We start from the raw sequence: 22,987 nt of genomic DNA on the forward strand, positions 1-22,987 counted from the left end.
GTCACCAGGCCCCCGGACCGAAGGAGTCACGCAGTGCCTGCCGGAACGGTTCGAGCTTGTGCGAATGCGGATGGAAGCCCAGGCCGATCCAGCGGTCGGTTTCACGGCCGGCGTCGTCGATCTGCACCTCGTGGCGGAACATCTCCTGGGTGGAGATCATGTTGTCGCTGACGCCGGTGATTTCCGTGATGGAGATCAGCACGCGGCGGCCGCTGCCCAGGCGCGAGATCTGCACGATGAAATCGATCGCACTGGCGATCTGCCGGCGCAGGCTGTCTTCGCTGCCCTGGAAGCCGGCGAAGCCGGCGAGCATCTCGATCCGGTACAGGCAGTCGCGCGGTGAATTGGCGTGGATGGTCGCCATCGAGCCGTCATGCCCGGTGTTCATCGCCTGCAGCATTTCCAGCACTTCGGCGCCACGCACTTCGCCGACCACGATGCGGTCAGGGCGCATGCGCAGGCTGTTGCGCACCAGGTCGCGGATGCTCACCGCGCCTTGTCCATCGGCGCCGCCAAGCCGGCTTTCCAGGCGCACCACGTGCGGATGGTTGAGCGACAGTTCGGCGGTGTCCTCCACGGTCAGCACGCGCTCGTTTTCCGGAATGTAGTGGGCCAGCGCGTTCAACAGCGAGGTCTTGCCCGAACTGGTGCCGCCGGACACCAGGATGTTGCAGCGGCCCAGCACCATGGCCTGCAGCAGCGCCTGCATCGGCTTGTCGAAGGTGCCCATGTCCAGCAGCTCGTCCGGTGTATAGGGATCCTTGCGGAACTTGCGGATCGACACCATCGGGCCGTCCACGGCCAGCGGCGAGATGATCGCGTTGAGGCGGCCGCCGTTGGGCAGGCGCGCATCCACCATCGGGTTGGAGTCGTCCAGCCGGCGGCCGAGCGGGGCGATGATGCGACGCAGGATGCGCAGCAGGTGGGTGTCGTCGGTGAAGCGCTGGGTGGCGCGCTGCATCCGGCCGCCCTGCGAGACGTGCACGTCCTTGTAGCCGTTGATCAGGATGTCTTCGATGGACGGGTCGCGCAGCAGGTCGTCCAGCGGCCCGAAGCCGGTCAGTTCCTTGACCAGTCCGGCAGCGACGTCCTGCATTTCCTGTTCGTTGATCGGGATGCGCCATTCCTGCACGAAGGCAGCCGTTTCGCCCTGGGCCCAGCGGCTGACCGTGTCCGGCGCCCACGCGTCGATGTCGATCCGCTCGTCCTCGATCCGGTTCAGCAGGTGCTCGTGCGCGGCCGACAGCACCTTCTGGTACTGGTCGGTCTGGGCGAACGGCGCGGCGGCCGGTTCGACCGGCACCTCGCGGAACGGTGCATTCGGGAAGGGCATCACTTTGTCTTCCATCGCAGGCTACTCAAGGCGTTGGCAAGCCGGTCGCGCAGTCCCTGCGCTTGCGGTGGCCGGGTGGACGGGTCGAAGCGGGCAAGCAGCGGGACAAGCGCACGCAGGTAGGGATCGCGTGGTGCATCGTCCAGCAGCAGGCGTCCCTGGCTGGCGCTGGCGCGCAGTCGCGGGCGTTCGGGCAGGGTTGCCAGCAGCGGCAGCTCGAAGCGTTCGGCGATCTGTGCCGCGCCCATGCCGGCCTCTTCATCGCTGCGGTTGACGATCAGGCCAAGGCGCCCGCCCTCGCGTACGCCGGCGGGCAGTTGCTTCAGCAGCTGGTCCAGCGAGACCAGGCTGGCAATGGCACCATCGGTGACCAGCCATATCGCATCCGCGCTTTCCAGCAGCACGCCGGGAACCTGCCGCAAGGGCGTACCGCCCAGTTCGCACAGCACGCTGCAGAACAGGCCGCACAGGCGCTTGAGCAGCAGGCCGGGATCACTTGGCGGCAGCGATTCACTGCCCACGGCGCGATCCAGCAGGACCAGTCCGCCGGGACGGCGGGCCATGGCGGTGCGCACCAGCGTGGCATCGATGCGGCCGGCGCTGCGCAGCGCTTCGTCGTAGTGGAACCGGCTTTCGATGTTCAGGTACAGCGCGACGTCGCCTGCCGGCTGCCCCATGTCCAGCAGCAGCACGTCCTGGGTGTTTTCGGGCGCGCGCTGCTGCTGGGCCAGCGCGCACAGGTGGGCGGCCAGCGTGCTGGTGCCCATGCCGGGCCGCACACCCAGCAGCAGCGTCAGCGGGGCCTTGCGCGCGCGCTCCGGCGCGGATGCGGCGGCCGGCGCGGAGGCGCGCAGCAGCACCGCCTGCACTTCTTCGGTGTCCGCGTCCAGGTCGACGATGTCGCGCAGACCGACGCGCAGCGCAGTGACGACGCCTTCCAGCTGTGCGCTGCCGGTGGCGCCGACCGCGACCATGGCCAGCTCCGGGCGGAACTGGCGGATCTGCCGCACCAGCTCCGCCGAGGCGGCGGCGCGCGCGGCGTGGAAGTCCAGCAACACCAGCGTCTGCACCCCTGCGCGCAGCTGCTGCACCGCGCCGGGGAATCCGGCGTCGTGGTAGGTCAACGGCCAATGCGGCGGCAACTTGGCCGCCAGCCGGGACAGCAGCTCGCGGTCACTGGCGAACACGACCAGGTTCATCGGCAATCCCGACGAAGGCAGGTGGCGTGCAGTGGCGAAGGGCATGTGCTGGGTGCTCCGGCCATGGATCAGCGCGAGAAGCCGGGGACGGCGTCGGGTCCGGCCGGGCCGATCAGCCAGGAGCCCCACACCGGCAGGTTGGCGCGTGCTTCACGCTCGCCCGGCAGCGGCAGTTCGGTGTTGCGTGCCAGCGGCTTGACCAGCCGAGGGGTGACGATGATCACCAGCTCCTTGTCCTGGCGCTTGTAGTCCAGGTTGCGGAAGAACGAACCGATGATGGGCAGGTCGCCCAGCAGCGGCAGCTTGTTGACGGTGGAGGCCACGGTGCTGCTGACCAGCCCGCCGATCACGAAGCTTTCGCCATCGCCGAGTTCCACCGTGGTATCCGCACGCCGGGTGCTGATCGAAGGCACCTGCACGCCGTTGAGGGTCAGTGCGTTGCTGTAGTCCAGGTCGCTCGCTTCCGGGGCCACCTTCAAGGCGATGCGGTCGGCGGACAGCACCGTGGGCGACACGGTCAGGCCGATGCCGAACGGCTTGTAGGTGATGGTGGTGGTGCCCAGCCCCTGTGGTTCCAGCAGGGGCAGTTCACCGCCGGCCAGGAAGCTGGCGCTCTGGCCGGACAGCGCGACAAGCGTGGGTTCTGCCAGCACGCGCGCCATGCCATTGCTCTGCAGCAGGTCGATGTCCGCGCTCCACAGGTCCTTGCTGGAGCCGAACACCAGCTTGAACGCTGACTGCAGCGGGGTGCTGCCGCTGTCCCCGTCGCCGCTGGCCACGCCACCCGGGCGCGCGATGCCATACGAGAAGCCGCCGTTCTGGTTCTGGAAATTGATGCCGATCTGGCGCAGCACGCTGCGGTTGAACTCCACCACCTTCACTTCCACCTGGACCACGCCGCCGATGCCGACCGTGGACACGTCGGCCACCCGCCCATCGGCGCCGGTCGCGGCCTCGGCGGCCTTGCGCGCCTGCGCGTGGTCCAGCAGCGATGGGCTGCTGCCGCTGAGCAGCGCGTCATTGCCCTGTACCGTCAGCGCGGTGCCGGCGTCGCTGGCCAGACCGCCCTGTACCGCGCTGCGCACGTCCACCTGCAGGCGTTGCGGTTCGGACTGGCCACGCTGCCACAGCAGCAGGGTGGTGGTGCCCGGCGCCTTGCCGACCAGCAGCGCCTGGCGGTTGCCGCGCAGCATCACCACGTCGGCGACCCCGGGGTCGGCGATCGCCACCCGTTCCAGGTTGGCCGGCAGCGTCCACGGACGTTGTTCGCGGGTCTGCAGGACGAAGTCCGGCTGGGCCTGCGCCTGCAGGCCGGGCGGGCAGGCCAGCGCAAGGGCCAGCAGGGCCAGCAGCAGCGGGCGTCGGAACAGGCGAGGGGTGCAGCGATACGTCATGGGTCGGTCTCGTCTCGTTCAGGGGGTGCCGCTACCGCGGATGATTTCAATGCCGGCCGGCGCCCGCGGTGCACTGCTGCGGCGCACAGCGGGGGCTGTGGTCGCCACCGCCGGTGCCGCGCGCATGCTGTTGCGGCCGGCCAGCGCATCGCCGTCCAGGCCGGCGTATGCATCGTTTTCCGGCTGTGCCAGCGCGGCGGCGCGATCGCCTTCCAGGCCGCGTGCCGCGGCCAGTACGGGTCGGGGCAGGGGGAACAGCGAGGGATCGGCGATGCCGGTATCAGACGGATTGCGCAGGGCCAGGAACAGCTTGCCCTGCTGTGCGCCGAGCAGCAGGCGGTTGGCATCGGCGACCGGCACGGCCAGCACGGCGCTGCGCGCAGGCGGCTCCGGCGCAGCGCTGGACGACGGGCTGCCGGAAGCGTTCGAACCACGGATATCGGCGGCCCGCGGGTCACCCTCGACACTGGCCGTGGCTTCACCCTGCGGCGCTGGCTGCAGTGGACGCAGGTCGTGCGCGCCGTAGCTCAGCACCCGCAGCCGCGACAACAGCAGCCGGGCCTGCGCGGTTTCCTGTTCGCCGTAGCCTTGGCTGCCCTTCAGGTTGAGGAACACATCGACGAAGTCGCCGGGCAGGATGCGGTTGCCGGCCGCGGCCAGCTCATCCACCGGTACGGCGAGCGCGCGCTCGCCTGGGCGCAGCTGCAGCGAGAACCCTTGGGCCAGCAGGCCCTGCTGCAGCACCGTGCCCTCAGGTACGTCCTGGGTGGGCACCAGCCCGACCACGCTGACCACGTCCAGATAGGCACCGGCTGGCGCCTGGCTGCGGCTGGCCATGCGCACCTGGCCAGGCTCGATCGGCACGCCGGCGGCAAGCCGTCCGCCGGCCTCCACCACGCTCACCCCCTGCGGGGTTTCGCTGGCGGCAAGCGCGGGCGTGGCGCTGGGTGCCTGCACGGTGCTGGCACGACGGCCCACCACGAAGGCGACCAGGGCCAGCAGCACGGCGAGGGCGATCAGGGCGATGGCGGCGATGCGGGTGAACTTGAGCATGGAGCTTCTCCTGTCGCCTTTCAGTTGCTGCCCAGGTCGAGCTGGGCGACGGCGGTACTGCTGATGGGTCGGTCCAGCACCCAGCCGTACAGGCGGCCGGTGCCAGGAAGGAAGGGTTTGGCGCGGTAGTCGAAGCTCACCGACACCTGCATGCATTGCGCATCGGCGAGGCCGGAACACGGCGCGGCCGGCGACACCACGATCGGGCCGCTGCTGGCGCTGCTGCAGTCCGGCGTCTGTGCGGCATAGGTCAGCAGCCATTGCATGGAGCGCCGCGCGGCTTCACAGGCCGCCACCCGACGCTGGTCGAGCGGGGCAAAGCGCAGCGAGGCGCGCGCGCCTTCGGAAGAGGCGGTCGCCAGGGTCTGCTGCACCGCCATCAGCATCACCCCGGTATAGGTGAGCAGCAGCAGTGGTATCAGCCCGAACATCAGCATGAAGGCGTATTCGATGGTGACCACGCCGCGTTGCCCGTTGCGCGTCGTTCGTCCAATGCGTCTCATGGCGCGGCCCCCCACAGGGTCCAGCCAGCCCAGCAGATGCTGGTCAGGCCGAGATAGGCGGCATACGGGATGCCTTCGCGGCCATCGCGCGCCTGTTGCACCTGATGCAGCACAGGGGCCAGTGCGCGATGCTGGGCGGCGTCGTGCTGCAGCAGCATCAGCCGTGGCGGCAGATGCAGGCGCAGGCTGCGCCAGCTGTACACCGCGACCGCATGCACGCCAGCCATCAGGCTGGCGCCGATCCAGACCGGCAGCAGGGCCTGCCAGCCGAGCAAAAAGCCGAGCACGGCGAAGAATTTGACATCACCGGCGCCCATCCAGCGCGTCGCGTAGAAGGGAAGCAGGCTGCACAGGCCCAACAGCAGTCCGGCGCCGTGTGGCACGGTGCTGGCGATGCCCTGCTGCACGGCCTGCCAGGCGAGCAGCAGCGTACCCAGCAGCAGTGCGCCCAGCAGCCAGCGGTTGGGCACGCGTCGTGCGTACAGATCGCTGGCGATGACGCGCATGCTCAACGTGGTTGCCAGCATAGCGAACAGCAACATGTGGCCTCCCTTTCCCTGGAAACGATGCAACGTGCGGCAAGCCGCCGCCCGCGCTGCAGGCCGGAGCCTGCAGCGATCGGGACTGTCCTGTGACCGGCCTCAGGTGGAGGGCGGCGGACTGCCGTTGGACGCGGTGGTCAGGAAACCGGTCAGCGTGGTGAAAAGGGTAGTGAAGAAGGTGCGGATCTGCGGTCCGGCGACGGCGACCAGGACACCGGCGACCATCGCGGCCAACAGGCCGTATTCCAGCGCGGTGACGCCGTCTTCTTCTTTCAGGAACGTGCGGATCGATGCATTCATGACGGTTTTCTCCTTGTACCTGTCAACGGTTGCATGGTGGCTCCTTTCGATTAACCGGACGCGTCCGGGTTGATAATCAAAGGCCATGCGGGGGCGCGGCCGAGTTAATGCGGCCGTGAATACAGGTGGCAGGTTCAAGGAATAAAAAACCGCGCCGCCGCCAGCGGCGCCGTCGCTTCCTTAGATAGTGGGATGTACATCACATCGCCACGTTTCCCCTGGGTAGCCAGATGTCCCCCGGCCAACCACCGTGGTCCTACTGTGCCGTAGTTTCACCTGCCGACGACATCTTTCGATACGCAAATTCGGCACAAATGCGAAATCCGCCGTCCTGCAATGGCCGTGCCCGTAATCATTTACGTTTGGATCGTAATAAACGGCGCCAGGCCGGTGCGGGACGACGGAAAATTGACGCCGCCTCTTAACTGTTTATGCGGACGCGCCCACGCAGTTTAGGAATGTTTACGGCCATAGATAATAGGGCATACTCCACCCCATGAATGACAAGGCGGGGTTGGCGGTCACGCGAATGTGGCCGGCACCGGCCGTCGTACGGAAATTGCAAAGGGGGGCGTCACTGTCATGGCAGATGGTGTGGGAAGCGAGAGCACGGATGGGCTTAGGCCGATGGACCTGGCCACGCTGGGCAACGTGCTGCGCGTCTGCGAGGTGGAGCTGGTGCTGCTGGATGGCAACGGACCACGCGCTGCAGTGGATGCACGGGTACAGGACGAAGCGTTGTTCTGCCATGCGGTCACCGGCTTCCAGGCACGTGGCCGGTTCATGCTGCCCACCGACTGGGCCCTGCTGGGCTACGTGCATGCATCGGACCCGGCATTGAGCTGGTGCCACGGCGTGCCACTGACCGCGGGCACGGTGTTGACCGTGCTCCCGGATGGCATCAGCGAATTCGCCCTTGGCGCAGGCACGCACTTGACCCTGGTGATGGTGTCGGCGGCGCGGCTGCAACGCAAACTGTCCGAACTCAGCCTGCGCAGCATGCCACCATCGGGCCAGGCGCTGAATCTCTTCTCCATCGGCGAGAATTCCCTGCTGGCCAACCACTACCGTCAGCTGCAGGACGCGCTGGTGGGCGCCGATGGGGCGACGATGGCAGGCGAGGGCAGCGAGCGGCTGCTGCACGAGCACGTGCAGGCACTGCTGGCGGCTGGACCGGGCGAGCAGGCGATGAACACCCGTGCGCGGCGCACCCACTACCTGATCGTGCAGCGGGCCGAGAACTTCATGCGCCTCAACCTGCGGCGCAACATCTACATGAACGAGATCTGTGACGCGGCGGGCGTCAGTGAGCGTGGCCTGCGCTATGCGTTCGAAGACCTGTTCGGGATCTCGCCCAACCGCTACCTGTCGATGCTGCGGCTGTGCGCGGCGTGCCGCGGCTTGTCGATGGCCGACGGTGGCCGGCGGTCGGTCAAGGCGATCGCGCTGAGCTGCGGCCTGTGGGATCTTTCGCGCTTCGCCGACAACTATCGCAAGGTGTTCGGTGAACTGCCGCGCGACACGTTGATGCGCGCACCGGGTGCGCCAGGGATGGTCGGGCAGCCTGCCTGATGCCGGCGCGCAACGCGCGCAGGACCCGGTTGCCGAATTGGTGCATCGCGCTGCCGAATCTGGTCGAGGTCTTGCCGGATTGCGCGCTTGCCCTGCCGGAATGAAGTGCCCCGCCTTCGTTGCACGCGCTCAAATATGAGTCACCTGCCAGCAGGCAGATCTCTGACTCACGAAGCGTCGTCCACGGGGGACTGAACTCATGAATCGTATTTTCCGCTTGGTGTGGAGCAGGCAGCTGCGCGCCATGGTCGTGGCCTCTGAACTGGCCACCGGCGCCCACGGCGCCTCCTCGCTCATCGATCAACGTGCCGCGCTGCCGGCGCCGGCGATGCTGGCCGTTGCCCTGGCGCTGGCGTTGTGCGCCGGTACGGCAACCGCCACCGAGAACAACCAGACCCTGCGCGACCTGCAGGCGCTGACCGCCAAGTACACCCAGCAGGCGCCGGTAAAGGTGGATGCCGAGGTGGCCCTGGCTGCCCTTGCCGGCCATCCTTCGGGTAATGCGTTGGCCAATGTCGATGCCAGCGTTTCGCTGGGCATTGCCAGCAGCCTGCCGGTGGTGAGGAATGTCCTGCCGGCGAAGGTGGACGTCGCGGCCGTAGTGCATGCGCCGAGCGTCGCAGCACCGGCACCGGCAGTTGCCACGCAGCTTGGGATCAACGCGTTGGTCGGCGCAGCCGCTGCGCCTTCGACCCCGCTTGCCGCGATCGCTGCCGCGGTGGATGCAGGCGTCACCGTCTCGCCGACGTCGGCCGCCCTGGTGCAGGCGACGCTGGCGGGCGCAGTGCAGGCGGATGCTGCAGGCACCGACGCAGTGGATGCGAAGGTTGCCGCGCACGCATCGGTCCGTCTCGATGCGAAGGAAGAGGAGCTGGTCGCCACGGATGCTGCAGTCAGTGCCGCGCTGGATACCGGGGTGGCCGGTGGCGTAGGCGTGAACGGTGATGCGCATCTGCTGGCGGTGGCCGATCGCAACCCGAAGCTCGCCACCCAGGCAACGGCGGCCGCGCAGGCCAGCGGGCTCAACCTGGGCAGCGTGGTCGGCGGTGTCGGATCGCTGCTGGATGGCGTGGGCAACGCCGTCGGCGGGTTGGTGCAAGGTGATCTCAACGGCGTGGTAGGCGGCGTGGTGGGTGGCGTAGGCGGACTGGTCGGCGGGGTGACCGATGGCCTTGGCCTGTCGTCGCCGTCAGCCATTCCGCCGACCAGCCCCAAGGCGCCGCGTCCGGCGGATCCGAACTCCGGCCTGATCATCGGCAGCGGTGGCCTGGTCGGCACCCTGTCCACGCTGGTCGGCCCGACCGCGCAGGGCCTGCTCGGTGGCGATGGCTATGTCCGCAACGGCAACCTGGCGGTCAGCAGTGCCAACGTGCAGCAGACCTATTCGGTGACCAACGTGCTGGGCGTGCCGGTGGTCAACCTGACCCCGGTCGGCACGCTGCTCAATGGACTGGGCGGTGCCACCACCGGCGGCAGCTCGCACCTGACCCTGATCGGCGGGGTGACCTCGGACAGCTACATCTACAACATCAACAATGGCGATCCCAATGGCCTGCTCGGCCTGCTGCTGCCGGGCCAGGCGCCGGACTGGGCCGCGTCGTGCCTGAATGTGCTGGGCGTCGTGTCGATCGACTGCTGGGCGGTCAATCCCGCGCAGGATTACCAGGTGTTGATGGGCGACGGCGCCTACGCCAACGGCTCGCGCGAAGTGGTGATCGGCGCCAACGCCAGCCATCGACTGCCGCTGCAGGATGCCAATGTTGCGTTCCCGGGCAACGGGGTGAACGATCCGAGCGATCCGACCGGCGTACCCACCGCGGACTACGCCGCGCGCATGGGCCATTCGGTGATCGTCGGCGACAGCGCCAGCGGCACCGCCAACGGCCAGGTGCTGCTGGGCGCCGAAGCGACCTCCAACCAGGCCAACAGTGTGGCGCTGGGCTACCGTTCCAGCGCGTTGCGGGGCGCACAGGCCAGCTATAACGCCTACGGCCTGGACACCGCGCAGGTGTCCAGTGGCGAGGTATCGGTGGGCTTTGCCGGTGGCGAGCGGCAGATCAGCAACGTGGCGGCCGGCAGTCTGGCGACCGATGCGGTCAACGTCGCGCAGCTGCAGGGTGCGGTCGACCTGATCAATGCCGCCGGCGTCATGGCGATCACCTACGACGACGATGGCACCGGCGCGCCGAACTTCCGCCGCGCCACGCTCGGCGGCGGTACCGGCACCACCACGCTGGCCAACCTGGCCGATGGCGTGGATGCCAACGATGCCGTCAACGTCAGCCAGCTGCAGGCGGTGGAGCAGGGCGCGGTCCGCTACGACGTGGCCGCCGACGGCAGCGTCGATTACCGCAACGCGACGCTGGGAAACGGCAGCGGCACCACCCGGCTCGGCAACCTGAGCAACGGCCTGGTCGCGGCAGGCAGCACCGAAGCGATCACCGGCGCCCAGCTGCTGTCCACCAATGAAGCGCTGGTGGCCTATTTCGGCGGTACCACCGCGTTCGATCCGGCCACCGCGCTGTTCACCGCCCCGGCCTTCGCAATCACCTCGGTGGCAGCCGACGGCGTGCTCGCCCCGGCGGTGTACGACAACGCCAGCGATGCCTTCGCGGCGGTGGACGGTTCGCTGGTCAACCTCAACACGCAGATCAATGACATCCGCAACGGCGAGGCATCGCGCTTCTTCAAGGTCAATTCGGCGGGCGTGGATGCTGTGGCCGGCGGCCTGGAATCGGTCGCCATCGGTGGCGGCGCCAGCGCTGCGGCGGCCAACGCGGTGGCGATCGGCTCGGGCAGCATCGCCGACCGCGATGGCACGGTGTCCATCGGTGCTGCCGGCGCCGAACGCCAGCTGGTCAACGTCGCCGATGCGACGGCGGCCACCGATGCAGTGAACCTGGGCCAGTTGCAGGCCTCGGAACAGGGTGCGTTGCGCTATGACATCGCCGCCGATGGCAGCGTGGATTACAGCAGCGCCACGCTGGGCAACGGCGCCACCGCGACCACGCTGAGCAACCTGGGTGCAGGCGAGGTATCGGCCAGCAGCAGCGAAGCGATCAACGGCGCCCAGCTGTTCGCCAGCAGCCAGTCCGTGGCCACCCGGCTGGGTGGCGGTGCCGGGCTGGATGCCAGCGGGGCGGTCACCGCACCGACCTACACGCTCAACAACGTCGCCGCCGATGGCAGCGTCAGCAGTGGCGACTACAACGATGTAGGCAGCGCCTTCGATGCGGTCAGCAGTTCGCTGGCCAACGTTGCCGACAAGACCGATACGGTCGACCGCCTGGCGGTGAAGTACGACGCCGATGGGGCGGGCAATGCGAGCAACCGCATCACCCTGGCCGGCGATGGCAGCGGCAGTGCGGTGGTGCTGGACAACCTGGCCGATGGCAGCGTGACCGCGGGCAGCCGCCAGGCGGTCACCGGCAACCAGCTGTCGGCGACCAACCAGACCGTGGCGAACTATTTCGGAGGTACCACGATGTATGACGGCGGAAGCAACATCTGGACCGCGCCGACCTTCCGGATATCGTCCATCGCCACCGATGGCACGGTGACCGGCAATGACTACGGCAACGTGACGGTCGCCTTCTCGGCGGTGGATTCCTCGCTGCTCAACATCAACCAGCGCATCGACACCATCGCAGGCGGCAACCCGTTCCTGGCAGTGAATTCGGCCAAGGCCGGCGCCACCGCCAGTGGCGTCGACGCGGTGGCGGTCGGGCCCGAAGCCAGCGCAGCCGGGGCGGCCAGCGTGGCGATCGGCGATGGCGCCGATGCATCGGCCGGCAACAGCGTGGCGCTGGGCGCAGGCTCGGTCGCCGACACCGGCGCGCAGGCGGCTTACACCGGCGCCTACGGCCAGGCCGGGGCCAGCAATTCGGCGGGCGAAGTCTCGGTGGGCAGCAGCGGGGGCGAGCGCAAGGTCACCCATGTTGCCGACGGCTCCGAACGCTATGACGCAGTCAACGTCGGCCAACTGCAGAACGGGGTCAACTACGCGATCGATGAATCCAAGAGCTACACCGATCAGCAGATCAACAACATCAACAACGGCACCTCGGGCATGTTCCAGGTGAACAACTCGCAGGGGCTGGCCAATCCGTCGGCCAGCGGCGCCAACGCGGCGGCCGGCGGTGCCGGTGCAAGCGCCGCCGGTGCCAATGCCACCGCGCTGGGCAACGGTGCGCAGGCCCGGGCCGACAATGCCGTGGCACTGGGTGCAGGCTCGGTCGCCGACCGTGCCAACACGGTGTCGGTGGGCAGCGCGGGCGCGGAGCGGCAGATCGCCAACGTGGCCGATGGCAGCCAAGCCACCGATGCGGTCAACGTCCGCCAGCTGCAGGCCTCGCAGCAGGGCACGCTGCGTTATGACAACAACACCAATGGCACCACCAACTTCAGCAGCGTCACCCTGGGGCAGGCCGGCAGCGGTCCGACCCAGGTGCGCAACATCGCTGCCGGCACCGCCGGTACCGATGCGGTCAACGTCGACCAGCTGCGCAGCGGCATGGCGCAGACGCTGGACTGGTCCAAGGCCTATACCGACGAGCGCATGGACAGCTTCGACCGCAACCTGAAGCGCACCGACGACCGTGCATCGGCCGGTATCGCCTCGGCGATGGCGGTGGCGTCGCTGCCGCAGCCCAGCGAGGCCGGCCGCAGCATGGCCTCGTTCGCGGCGGGCAGTTTCAACGGCGAATCGGGCATGGCGGTCGGTCTTTCCGGCGTCTCCGATGGCGGGCGCTGGATCTACAAGTTCAGCGGTTCAACCAACACCCGCGGTGATGGCGGGGTGGCCGTAGGTGCCGGCATCCAGTGGTAAGCACGCCGGACGGGCTGGCGCGATGCCGGCCCGTCCAGGCTCCAGCAATGACAGGGGGAATTTGATGGACACGACGATTACACATGACAGGGCGCTGCGCGCGGTGCTGCTGCCTGCGCTGCTGGCCTGCCTCACGCTCGCCGGCTGCCGCAGCCATGGCGCGGCGGGCGAGGCACCGGTTGCCAGCAGCAGCGCCGGCGAAGCCGTGAGCTTCCCGGAACCCGGCAAGGCCTCGCTGAAGGAAGGCGTGTTCGCCGACCCGGCCGACCTGCGGCGCTTCGCGCCGGGCATGAGCAAGCGCCAGCTGTACGCCTTGCTGGGCACGCCGCACTTCAACGAGGGCATGTGGGGCGTGCGCGAGTGGAATTACCTGTTCAACTTCCGCACGCCGCAGCGCGGTGAGTACTTCACCTGCCAGTTCCAGGTGCGGTTCGATGGCAAGGGGATTGCCCAGGGGGGCTACTGGAAGCCGCAGTCGTGCGCGGCGCTGGTCGAACCGCCGCCGCCGCCGCGCGCGGAACTACCGGCCACGCTGCCGCGCGAGCCCCTGCGGCTGGCCGCCGATGCGTTGTTCGCCTTCGACAGTGATGAACTGAGTGCCGCCGGTCACCGCGCGGTGGACGCGGTACTTGGCCAGGTGCAACGTGCCAGCGAGGTACAGCGGATCGAGGTGGTCGGTTACACCGATCGCATCGGCAGCGCGTCCTACAACCAGGCGCTGTCACAGCGTCGCGCCGAGGCCGTGCGCCGTGCGCTGGTGGATGGCGGGGTGGCTGCCGAGGCGATCCGTGCCGAGGGTCGCGGCGATGCCGAGCCGCTGGTGCAGTGCGAACAGCGCAGCCAGCCGGCATTGATCGCCTGCCTTGCGCCGAACCGCCGGGTGCAGATATCCGGGCGTGCCCGGATCGACTGACCTTTCCTTTTCGTGGGCGGCCTGCGGGCCGGCCCACATCCCGTGTCCCCCTGGTTCCCCGGCACGCGCGGCAGCGTCTCCCCCGTCCAGCCCGCGCGTGCCGGTGAACCAGTTCTTTCCAGGCAGGATTGCATGAACGCCCAACTGGCCATGAAGACCTACACCACGATCAGCCTGTACGGACAGCTCGGCAACCATGCCGTGGTGCGCCTTCCCGGGCGCCGCCATCCCGGCCTGATCGTGCAGTCCGACACCGTGGCCGGATTCATCGCGCAGCTGCAGGAGGCACAGGTGTCGCTGCGTGCCGGGCGGCTGCCCCGGGCCGACGCCGAGATGGACCTGCTGATCGAAGTACTGCAGGACTGGTATGCGCAGATCGAAGAGCGCCTGGCCGATGCCGGCGAGGCGATGGGCTGACACCGGGCGGTGGCGGGTGCGGTGCTAAAATGCGCGCTGATTTCCGCTGCCGCGAGCGCACCATGACCCCTGTTGCCTTCTATCCCGTGGGAACCCCCGGCCAGCCCTGGGGCGAGGCCGAGCGCACGCAGTGGCGTGCCCGGCAGCAGCGCCTGCGCCGCTTCGACCAGGACGTGCTGCCGCGCATCGATGTGTTGTCGCGCACCTTCGAACGCGTGCAGTACGGTGCGCTGGACTACGCCGGCGAGACCTATCCGCTGCTGGCCCTGCGCAGCCCCGACTGGGACCGGTCACTGCCGGCGGCGCTGGTGACCGGTGGCGTGCACGGCTATGAAACCAGCGGCGTGCTGGGCGCGCTGGAGTTTCTCGAACAGCATGCCGCCGCCTACGCCGGGCGCATCAACCTGCTGGTGGTGCCCTGCGTGAATCCATGGGGCTACGAGCGTATCAACCGCTGGAATTTCGATGCCATCGACCCGAACCGGAACTTCCGCGCGGGCGGTCCGGCGCGCGAATCGACGGCGGTTATCGAGCTGGTGGCTCCGCTGAAGTCGCAGTTCGTGCTGCACATCGACCTGCACGAGACCACCGACAGCGACGAAAGCGAGTTCCGCCCGGCGGTGGCTGCGCGCGACGGCAAGCCGTTCGAGCCGGGCCTGATCCCGGATGGCTTCTATCTGGTGGATGACACCGAAAACCCGCAGCCGGCGTTCCAGCAGGCGGTGGTGGCGGCGGTGGAGCAGGTGACCCACATCGCGCCGGCCGACGAAGCCGGGGAGATCATCGGCTCCAAGGTGGTATCGCACGGGGTGATCGAGTACCCGCTGGTGGCGCTGGGCCTGTGTGCCGGCATCACCGGTGCCCGTTACACGACCACCACCGAAGTCTATCCGGACAGCCCGCGGGCTACGCCGGCGCAGTGCAACCAGGCCCAGGTGGTGGCGATCCGGGCGGCGCTGGATCATGCGCTGGCGCATGCCGATCGCGCGTGATCTGACGTTTCCAGCACCTGCAGGGCCGGGCCCGGCAGCCGACTGAGGTCGGCTCCAGCGGGCTTCGCGAACGGTTTGCTGGTTCTTCATTCGTTCTCCATGTGATGTCGTCCACACTTGCGCGGATGTATCACTGATCTGGAGTAGGCCGTCCATGGAAGCACTGGAGCCTGGCATCCCCCCGGTGCGTACCCTGCGACCTGTCTTCGCCGTTGCCTCGGTGATCGTCGTGGCGTTCGCGGTTTTCGTCAGCCTGTTCCCGCTCGGGGCCGGGCGGATGCTGATGCAGGCGCAGGACTGGGCCTCGTCCAACGTGGGCTGGTACTACCTGCTGGCGATGACGCTGTACCTGGTGTTCGTGGTGGTGGCCGCGCTGTCGCCGTATGGCAGCATCAAGCTGGGCGCCGACCATGACGAGCCGGAGTTCAGCTATCTGTCCTGGGCCGGCATGCTGTTCGCGGCCGGCATCAGCATCACCCTGTTCTTCTTCTGCGTGTCCGAGCCGCTGACCCACTTCATGCAGCCGCCGCAGGGTGACCCGGCGGCAGGCGAAGCCGGGGCGCGCCAAGCCATGCAACTGCTGTTCCTGCATTGGGGCCTGCACGGCTGGGGCGTGTTCGCGCTGGCGGCGATGGCGATGGCCTACTTCGCCTACCGGCACAACCTGCCGCTGGCCCTGCGTTCGGCCCTGTATCCGCTGATCGGCAACCGCATCAACGGACCGATCGGCTACACCGTGGATGCGCTGGGCATCGTCGCCACCGTGTTCGGGCTCGGCGCGGACATGGGCTTCGGCGTGCTGCACCTCAACGCCGGCCTGGCCCATCTGTTCGATGTGCCGCACACCCACGGCGTGCAGATCACCCTGATCGTGCTGATGATGGGCGCGGCGGTCGCGGTGGCGGTCACCGGCGTGGAAAAGGGCGTGCGCTGGATGTCCAACATCAACATGCTGCTGGCCATCGCGCTGGTGCTGTTCATGCTGTTCGCCGGCCCCACCCAGTACCTGCTGGGCACGCTGATGCAGAACGCCGGTGACTACCTGGGCAGCGTGGTGGGCAAGAGTTTCGATGTGTATGCCTACGGCGGCAAGCCGGGCTGGATGGGCAGCTGGACGGTGTTCTACTGGGCCTGGTGGATCGGCTGGTCGCCGTTCGTGGGGCTGTTCATCGCGCGCATCTCGCGCGGCCGCACCATTCGTCAGTTCGTGTTCGGCGTGCTGCTGATTCCGCTCGGCTTTACCCTGGCGTGGTTGTCGATCTTCGGCAACAGTGCGCTGGACCAGGTGCTGCACCATGGGCAGTCGCAGCTGGCGCAGCTGGCCATCGACGACCCACCCACCGTGCTGTACGCCTTGCTGGAAAGCTATCCGTGGAGCCGGGCGGTGATCGCGGTGACGGTGCTGGTGAGTTTCGTGTTCTTCGTGACCTCGGCCGATTCCGGTGCGGTGGTGCTGTCCACGCTTTCTTCGCACGGCGGGGCGCCCGAAGACGATGGTCCGCGCTGGCTGCGGGTGTTCTGGGGCACGGTCACTGCCGTGGTCACCGCCGGCCTGCTGCTGGCCGGCAACATGGATGCGTTGAAGTCCGCCGTCGTGCTGGCATCGCTGCCGTTTTCCGCGGTGTTGCTGCTGATGGCGTGGGGACTGATGCGGTCCTTCGCCGACGAATCGCACCGCAAGCGGGCGCTGCAGTACCGTGCCTCGCCGTTGGTTGGGGCCAGCCGGCACCACCAGGGTTGGCGCCAGCGCCTGGGCCAGGCAGTCAATTTCCCGGTCCGCGACCAGGTGTACCGTTTCATGGATGCCGACGTGAAGCCGGCCATGGAAGCGGTGGCCGAGCAGCTGCGCGGGGATGGCTGGGAGGTGTCCACGCGGCTCGAGGCCGGTGACATGGAGCTGTCGGTCAACCATGGCGACCAGCAGGATTTCCTGTACCGGGTGATCCTGACCGGCTACCGGGTACCGTCGTTCGCCTCGCACCAGGCGCGCAACAGTCGTTACTACCGGGCCGAGGTGCATCTGTACGAGGGCAGTCAGGACTATGATCTGGTGGATTACAGCCGCGAGCAGATCATCAACGACATCATCAGCCAGTACGAGCGCCACGTGCAGTTCCTGCACCTGAGCCGCTGATTTACCGCTGGCGCCGGGCGATGCCCGGCGAGTGCAGAAGCGGACGGCCAGCGGCCGTCCCTGCCAAGCGGGGAGGGGGCCGTCGCTGGCGCCGGGGCGACGGTCAAGAAACCGTCACACAGGTCGATAGAGAGGCTGTCCGCCCCCCTTCCGAGTTCCGTGATGCGCGCCGTTCCCCTCTCTTCCCGCTCCAAGCGCCCGCCCAGCGTGGCCCGGCGCCTGATGCTCGGCACCGGCCTGCTGGCCCTGGCCTGCTTCGGTTTCACCGCTGTGATCAGCTACTGGCGCAGCAGCGACGCGCTGCTGGACAGCGCGCAGGCGCGGCTGCAGGACCTGGCCGGGCAGGAAGCCCAGCGCATCGCGGCGGAGATCGCGGTGGCCGCCGATACCGGCACGGCGTTGGCCAACAGCTTCAGCGTGCAGCGATCGCTGGGAAGCCTGGACCGCACGGCCGCCAACGAGATCATCCGCGCCCAGCTGCAGGCACATCCGCAGTGGCTCGGCATGGGCACCTTGTGGGAGCCCGATGCGTTCGATGGCAAGGACGCTGCGTTCGTGGACAGCGAGGGCCATGACGGCAGCGGCCGTTTCATGACCTGGTGGGCCTGGCAGGACGGCACGCTGGTACGCGAACCACTGCGCGATTACGAACAGCCCGGGGATGGCGACTGGAACCTCAAGCCCCGCCAGACCCTCGCCCAGGCGGTGGTGGAACCGTATTACTACCCGGTGGCCGGCAAGGACACCCTGATGACCACCGTGGCCACCCCGATCCTCGAAGACGGGCGCTACCAGGGCGTGATCACCGTGGACTTCACCCTGGCCACCCTGCAGGCGCGCATCGCGGCGATGCGTCCGATGGAGGTCGGCCACGCGACGCTGCTGTCGCCGGCCGGTTCGGTGATGGCCAGCCGGGATGCGGCCGAGGTCGGCAAGCTGCGTGACGATGCGGGCACCCAGGCGATGCTGGCCGCCGTGGCCAAGGGCGAGACGGTCAGCAGCGAAGACCGCTTCAACGGCGAGCAGCAGCTGCAGGTGTTCGTGCCGCTGCGGGTTGGCTCGGCGCCGCAGGTGTTCGCGTTGGGTATCGCGGTGCCCAAGGCCCACGTGATGGCGCAGGCGCGCACGCTGCTGTGGGTGATCGTGGCGGTGGGCCTGTTCTCGGCCGTGCTGCTGAGCGCGGCGTTGTTCGTGCTGCTGCGGGCGCTGGTGCTCAAACCGCTGGCCGAGGCCGAACGGGTGTCCGCAGCGGTGGCCGAGGGGCGCCTGGACAGCCGCGTCGCAGTGGCGCGCAATGACGAAGTGGGACGCTTGTTGACCTCGATGGGGGCGATGCAGGACCAGCTGCGCGCGGTGATCGACGCGCAGGCCGACATGGCCCGCCGGCATGACCAAGGGCAGATCAGCCATCGGCTGGATGCGCAGGCGTTCCCGGGCGAATACGGGCGCATGGTGGCCGGCACCAACATGCTGGTGGCCGGGCACGTGGACGTGCAGCGCCGGCTGGTGGAGGTGATGGCCTGCTACGCGGTGGGTGACATGAGCGCGGACATGGAGGAGCTGCCCGGCGAGAAGGCGATGATCAGCGCGGCGATGCGTGACACCAAGGCCAACCTGCAGGCGATCAACGCGCAGATCCTGCAGCTGGCACACGCTGCCGCGGCCGGCGATTTCACCCAGCGCGGTGATGCGGCGCGCTTCACCCACGATTTCCGCAGCATGGTGGAGGGCCTGAACACCCTGATGCACACCACCGATGGCAACCTGGCCGAGCTGTCGCGGCTGCTGCGGGCGATCGCCCGTGGCGACCTCACCGCGCGCATGCAGGGTGATTTCCACGGCGTGTTCGCGCAGATGCGGCGCGATGCCGATACCACGGTGGAGCAGTTGACCCGCATCGTCGGCGGCATCCAGCAGGCCAGTGCGATGATCAACAGCGCGGCAGGCGAGATCGCCGCGGGCAACGAGGACCTGTCGCGGCGTACCGAGCAGCAGGCGGCCAGCCTGGAAGAAACCGCCGCGTCGATGGAAGAGCTGACCTCCACCGTGCGACAGAATGCCGACCATGCGCGCCAGGCCAACCAGCTGGTGCAGGGCACCGCCGCGGTGGCATCGCAGGGTGGGGACGTGGTGGCGCAGGTGGTGCAGACCATGACCGGCATCGAGGGATCGTCGCGGCGCATCGCCGAGATCATCACGGTGATCGATGGCATCGCGTTCCAGACCAACATCCTGGCGCTGAATGCCGCGGTGGAGGCCGCGCGTGCCGGCGAGCAGGGCCGCGGCTTCGCCGTGGTGGCCACCGAGGTGCGCGCCCTGGCCCAGCGTTCGGCCACCGCCGCGCGCGAGATCAAGGGGCTGATCGATGATTCGGTCAGCCAGGTGGAGCAGGGCGCGCAGCTGGTGCGCCAGGCCGGCAGCACCATGCAGGACATCGTCAGCTCGGTGCACCGGGTGACCGACATCATGGCCGAGATTTCCGCTGCGTCGCAGGAGCAGAGCGCGGGCATCGAGCAGGTCAGCCAGACCGTGGTGCAGATGGACGAGGCGACCCAGCAGAATGCCGCGCTGGTGGAAGAGGCCAATGCCGCGGCGCGTTCGCTGGAAGAGCAGTCACACGAACTGCAGCAGGCGGTGGCGATCTTCCGCCTGCGCGAGGCATCAAGCCGCACGCAGCGTGCCGCGGTCGCCGTAACGGCCTGAGCGGGCGACGAGAGCAGGGAGCGGACGGCCAGCGGCCGTCCCTACCAGAGCGGTGAAGCGGACGGCCAGCGGCCGTCCCTACCGCAGCGGGGAGCGGTCGACGGGTGCCGCGCTCAGGGGCGCAGCAGTACCTTGCCGGTGCGTCCGCCCGCGAGGCTGGCTGCGGCGGCTTCGGCGATCTGCCCGAGCGGGTAGACCGCCTGCACCGGCAACTGCAGTTCGCCTGCCGAAGCACGCTGCAGCAGCTCGCCGACCAGCCGGCGCTTGTCCTCCACCGCCATCGCCTGGCTGACCTTGCTGCCCCAGAAGCCCTTCACCGTGGCTTGCTTGAAGATCACATCGCCAGAGGGAATCTGCATCGGTTCGCCGGTCATCGAACCGAACGACACCAGCGTGCCGCCTTCGCCGAGCAGCCCCATCAGTGCTCCGCTGGCGGCGCCACCGATCGAGTCCACCGCCGCCGTTGCCAGCGCATCGCCGAGCCGTGCGCGCACCGCGTCCTGCCAGCCTTCCGATGCGGTGGAAAACACGTTGCCGATGCCCAGTGCTTCCAGTTCGGCCACGCCGTCATCGCGACGGACCAGGTTGGCCACGTTCACTCCGCGGGCGCTGGCCAGCATTGCCAGGGTCTTGCCGACCGCACCATTGGCGGTGTTCTGCACGATCCACTGACCGCGCTCGACCTTCAGGAATTCGAGCAGCATCAACGCGCTGAGCGGCATCGCGATCAGCTGTGCCGCGGTTTCATCGGCAATCGCATCCGGCATCGGGATCACCATCCGCACCGGCGCGATGAACGCTTCGGCCCAGGTGCCGTGGACCGAAGCGGCAGCCACGCGCTGTCCCAGCGTGAAGCCTTCCACACCGTCACCCAGGGCATCGATGGTGCCCAGCCCTTCGCTGCCGCCGACCGCCGGCAGGGTCGGCTTGTAGCCGTACTGGCCGCGCACGGTCCACAGGTCGTGGTTGTGGATCGGCGCCAGCACGGTGCGGATGCGCACCTCGCCGGGACCGGGTTCGGGCAGCTCGGCCTGGCCTTCGGAAAGGACGGAAGCGGGGTCGCCGAAGCTGGCGTGGAGGGCGGCGCGCATGCAGGTTCCTTGGTGTTCGAGGGAGCGCCACAGGGTGCCACCGCGCGCGGTAACGGCAGGTCAACGGCAACAGCGATGGGGGGTAGTGACGGCCGCTGGCCGTCAGAGGGGTAGCCCCATGACGGCCAGCGGCCGTCAGAGAAGGAGGTGGAGCGTCATGACGGCCAGCGGCCGTCACTACCCGGTCAGCGCTTGCGGCGGAAGGCGGCCGGGGTGCGGGCGCCGACGATGATCATGCGCACCATCGTGGAGATCTCTTCGATCAGCTCGGCATCCTTTTCCGGCGGCAGGTCCATGGCGCTGGCGCCCATCGCGAACACCAGCCGGGTGATCGCCTTGGCTGCCAGCTGGGGGGCATGCAGGCGCACCCCGTCCATCGCGGCCAGCCGCACCAGGTCGACCTGCAGTTCGTCTTCGAAGTACTGCAGTTCGCGTTCCACCGCGTGCTTGAAGTCATCCGAGCCGACCGCGCCTTCGCGCAGCAGCACGTGCAGCAGCTTGTCGTCGGCGCGCAGCTGTTCCATGAAGGTTTCCACCGACACCCAGACCACGCTGGTGGCCGATACCGTGGCACGCCGGCGGGCCTGGCCGATGATCGTGCGCAGCGAACGCCCGGCCAGGTCGATCAGCGCGATGGACAGTTCATCCATGTCGCGGAACTGGCGGTAGAAGCTGTTCGGCGCGATCCCGGCCTCGCGGGCCACTTCACGCAGGCTGAGGGTGGACAGGCTGCGGTGCGGCCCGATCAGTGCCAGTGCCGCGATGATCAGATCCTCTCGGGTCACCGTACGGCGGACCGGGGTGGCGTCTTCGGGCGGAGGCGTGACGATGGGGGGCATGGGGTAACCGGGTGGACCAAGCGTGAATCATACCTGATCCGCTTTGATATACACCTGTATACACAGCTGTGTGCGCGCACGTATAGTTCACCCATGAACGCTGCCGCCCGCGCCCAGATCGATCGCAAGTCGCCGCTCTCCCCCCATCGCTGGCTGTCGCCGGTGCTGTTCGACTACTGGGCGGGGCAGGTCAACCGCCTGTGGACCCTGCGCCAGCCGCTGGCCCGCCTGGTCCGCCGCGAGCCGGCAGGCGAGGGCGCCTGCACCCTGGTGCTGCGCACCAACCGCCACTGGCGTGGCATGCAGCCGGGCCAGCATGTTTCGCTCGGTGTGGAGATCGACGGCCGGCTGCTGCAGCGCAGTTACAGCCCGACCGTGCTCGGCCGCAACCTGCTGTCCATCACGGTCAAGGCCGTCGACGGCGGCCGCGTGAGCCGCTACCTGGTTTCGCAGGCCCCGCAGGGCAGCGTCTTCCACATCGGTGAAGCCTTCGGTGATTTTTCCGTGCCGACCGCGGCCCCGCTGCTGCTGCTGGCCGCGGGCAGTGGCATCACCCCGATGCGCAGCCTGCTGCGCGCCCTGGCCAGTCGTCCGCTCGGTGCACCGGTGGATCTTTATTACTGGGAACGCAGCCACGCCGGCTTCAGCTTCCGCGAGGAGCTGCTGGCCATGGCGGCCGCCGATCCGCAACTGCAGGTGCGCCTGCTGGCCACGCGCGATGCGCAGGCGCCGGCGGCACGCATCGACAACGTGGTCTTCGACAGCCTCGGCGATGTGCCGCTGGCCCAGCGCCACGTGCTGGCCTGTGGTCCGGACGGCTTCGTGGCTGCCGCACGCAACCGCCTGCTGCATCACGTGGCAGGCTTCCAGGCCGAAGCCTTCACCCCGCCACCGGCGCCTGCCGGTGACCAGGGCGAGGTCCAGCTGACCTTGGCCCGCAGTGGCCGCACGTTGACCGTGCCGCGCGGCAGGCCGTTGCTGGACAGCCTGGAAGCGCATGGACTGAAACCCAAGCATGGGTGCCGCATGGGCATCTGCAATACCTGCACCTGCGTACGCGCCAGTGGCGCCACGCGGCACCTGCGTACCGGCCAGGACCAGGATGAACCGGCAATGCCGGTGCGTATCTGCGTCAGTGCCCCGACCACCGACCTGGTCCTGGATATCTAAGGAA

Annotated in this window: 17 protein-coding genes; 8 read left to right on the forward strand and 9 right to left on the reverse strand. The window is 68.4% G+C overall.

The genetic code is table 11. From position 1 onward, the window contains the following. Position 1: 1 nt before the first annotated feature. The 7 genes from RTX79_RS02280 to RTX79_RS02310 all read right to left on the reverse strand — a co-directional run bounded on the left by RTX79_RS02280 (position 2) and on the right by RTX79_RS02310 (position 6,324). Entirely contained in the window at positions 2–1,348 is a 1,347-nt protein-coding gene (locus RTX79_RS02280; RefSeq protein WP_312681502.1) for a CpaF family protein, read from the reverse strand. Further along, the gene (locus RTX79_RS02285) at positions 1,333–2,577 is read right to left on the reverse strand and encodes a fimbrial protein (RefSeq protein ID WP_312681504.1); all 1,245 of its coding nucleotides are present in this window, start codon (positions 2,575–2,577) and stop codon (positions 1,333–1,335) included. The genes RTX79_RS02280 and RTX79_RS02285 overlap by 16 nt, the downstream gene beginning before the upstream one ends. A gap of 23 nt (positions 2,578–2,600) precedes the next feature. After that, positions 2,601–3,926, reverse strand: coding sequence for a type II and III secretion system protein family protein (locus RTX79_RS02290; RefSeq protein WP_312681506.1), 1,326 nt, complete (start codon positions 3,924–3,926; stop codon positions 2,601–2,603). Between the two features lie 18 nt (positions 3,927–3,944). Next, the gene (gene cpaB, locus RTX79_RS02295; RefSeq protein WP_312681508.1) at positions 3,945–4,979 is read right to left on the reverse strand and encodes a Flp pilus assembly protein CpaB; all 1,035 of its coding nucleotides are present in this window, start codon (positions 4,977–4,979) and stop codon (positions 3,945–3,947) included. A 20-nt stretch (positions 4,980–4,999) separates the two neighbouring features. Then, a complete protein-coding gene (locus RTX79_RS02300; protein WP_123699083.1) occupies positions 5,000–5,482 on the reverse strand; it encodes a TadE/TadG family type IV pilus assembly protein in 483 nt (160 codons plus the stop codon). After that, positions 5,479–6,024, reverse strand: coding sequence for an A24 family peptidase (locus tag RTX79_RS02305; RefSeq protein ID WP_312681511.1), 546 nt, complete (start codon positions 6,022–6,024; stop codon positions 5,479–5,481). Before RTX79_RS02305 ends, RTX79_RS02300 begins: the two co-directional genes overlap by 4 nt. 99 nt (positions 6,025–6,123) lie before the next feature. After that, positions 6,124–6,324 carry a Flp family type IVb pilin gene (locus RTX79_RS02310; RefSeq protein WP_057508653.1) on the reverse strand — a complete coding sequence of 67 codons (201 nt, stop codon included), beginning with the start codon at positions 6,322–6,324 and terminating at the stop codon, positions 6,124–6,126. Positions 6,325–6,906: 582 nt separating this feature from the next. Here RTX79_RS02310 and RTX79_RS02315 point away from each other — a divergent pair. The 7 genes from RTX79_RS02315 (at position 6,907) to RTX79_RS02345 (ending at position 19,883) form a co-directional block, all read left to right on the forward strand. Next, complete coding sequence (locus RTX79_RS02315) at positions 6,907–7,896, forward strand: helix-turn-helix domain-containing protein (RefSeq protein WP_312681516.1); 990 nt, start codon at positions 6,907–6,909, stop codon at positions 7,894–7,896. A 199-nt stretch (positions 7,897–8,095) separates the two neighbouring features. Next, a complete protein-coding gene (locus RTX79_RS02320; RefSeq protein WP_312681518.1) occupies positions 8,096–12,724 on the forward strand; it encodes a YadA-like family protein in 4,629 nt (1,542 codons plus the stop codon). 64 nt (positions 12,725–12,788) lie between these two features. Next, positions 12,789–13,637: an OmpA family protein gene (locus tag RTX79_RS02325; RefSeq protein ID WP_312681520.1), complete on the forward strand. Its 849-nt coding sequence runs from the start codon at positions 12,789–12,791 to the stop codon at positions 13,635–13,637. Between the two features lie 132 nt (positions 13,638–13,769). Beyond that, positions 13,770–14,054 (forward strand): DUF6959 family protein, encoded by a 285-nt coding sequence (locus tag RTX79_RS02330; protein ID WP_042613608.1) that lies wholly within the window; start codon positions 13,770–13,772, stop codon positions 14,052–14,054. A 62-nt stretch (positions 14,055–14,116) separates the two neighbouring features. Continuing rightward, positions 14,117–15,046, forward strand: coding sequence for a M14 family metallopeptidase (locus RTX79_RS02335; RefSeq protein WP_312682182.1), 930 nt, complete (start codon positions 14,117–14,119; stop codon positions 15,044–15,046). 154 nt (positions 15,047–15,200) lie between these two features. Then, entirely contained in the window at positions 15,201–17,180 is a 1,980-nt protein-coding gene (gene betT, locus RTX79_RS02340; protein ID WP_057687578.1) for a choline BCCT transporter BetT, read from the forward strand. A 162-nt stretch (positions 17,181–17,342) separates the two neighbouring features. Next, a complete protein-coding gene (locus RTX79_RS02345; protein WP_312681525.1) occupies positions 17,343–19,883 on the forward strand; it encodes a methyl-accepting chemotaxis protein in 2,541 nt (846 codons plus the stop codon). Positions 19,884–19,996: 113 nt separating this feature from the next. On the opposite strand, the gene RTX79_RS02350 is transcribed toward RTX79_RS02345, so the two are convergent. After that, on the reverse strand, positions 19,997–20,974 hold the full coding sequence (locus RTX79_RS02350) for a zinc-binding dehydrogenase (RefSeq protein WP_312681527.1): 978 nt from the start codon (positions 20,972–20,974) through the stop codon (positions 19,997–19,999). A gap of 185 nt (positions 20,975–21,159) precedes the next feature. After that, the gene (gene fabR / locus RTX79_RS02355; RefSeq protein WP_057687575.1) at positions 21,160–21,813 is read right to left on the reverse strand and encodes an HTH-type transcriptional repressor FabR; all 654 of its coding nucleotides are present in this window, start codon (positions 21,811–21,813) and stop codon (positions 21,160–21,162) included. A 93-nt stretch (positions 21,814–21,906) separates the two neighbouring features. Between fabR and RTX79_RS02360 the strand changes: the two genes are divergently transcribed. Continuing rightward, positions 21,907–22,983, forward strand: coding sequence for a flavin reductase family protein (locus RTX79_RS02360; protein WP_312681529.1), 1,077 nt, complete (start codon positions 21,907–21,909; stop codon positions 22,981–22,983). Positions 22,984–22,987 lie beyond the last annotated feature (4 nt).

The organism is Stenotrophomonas chelatiphaga, assembly GCF_032054965.1.
GTDB lineage: Bacteria > Pseudomonadota > Gammaproteobacteria > Xanthomonadales > Xanthomonadaceae > Stenotrophomonas > Stenotrophomonas chelatiphaga.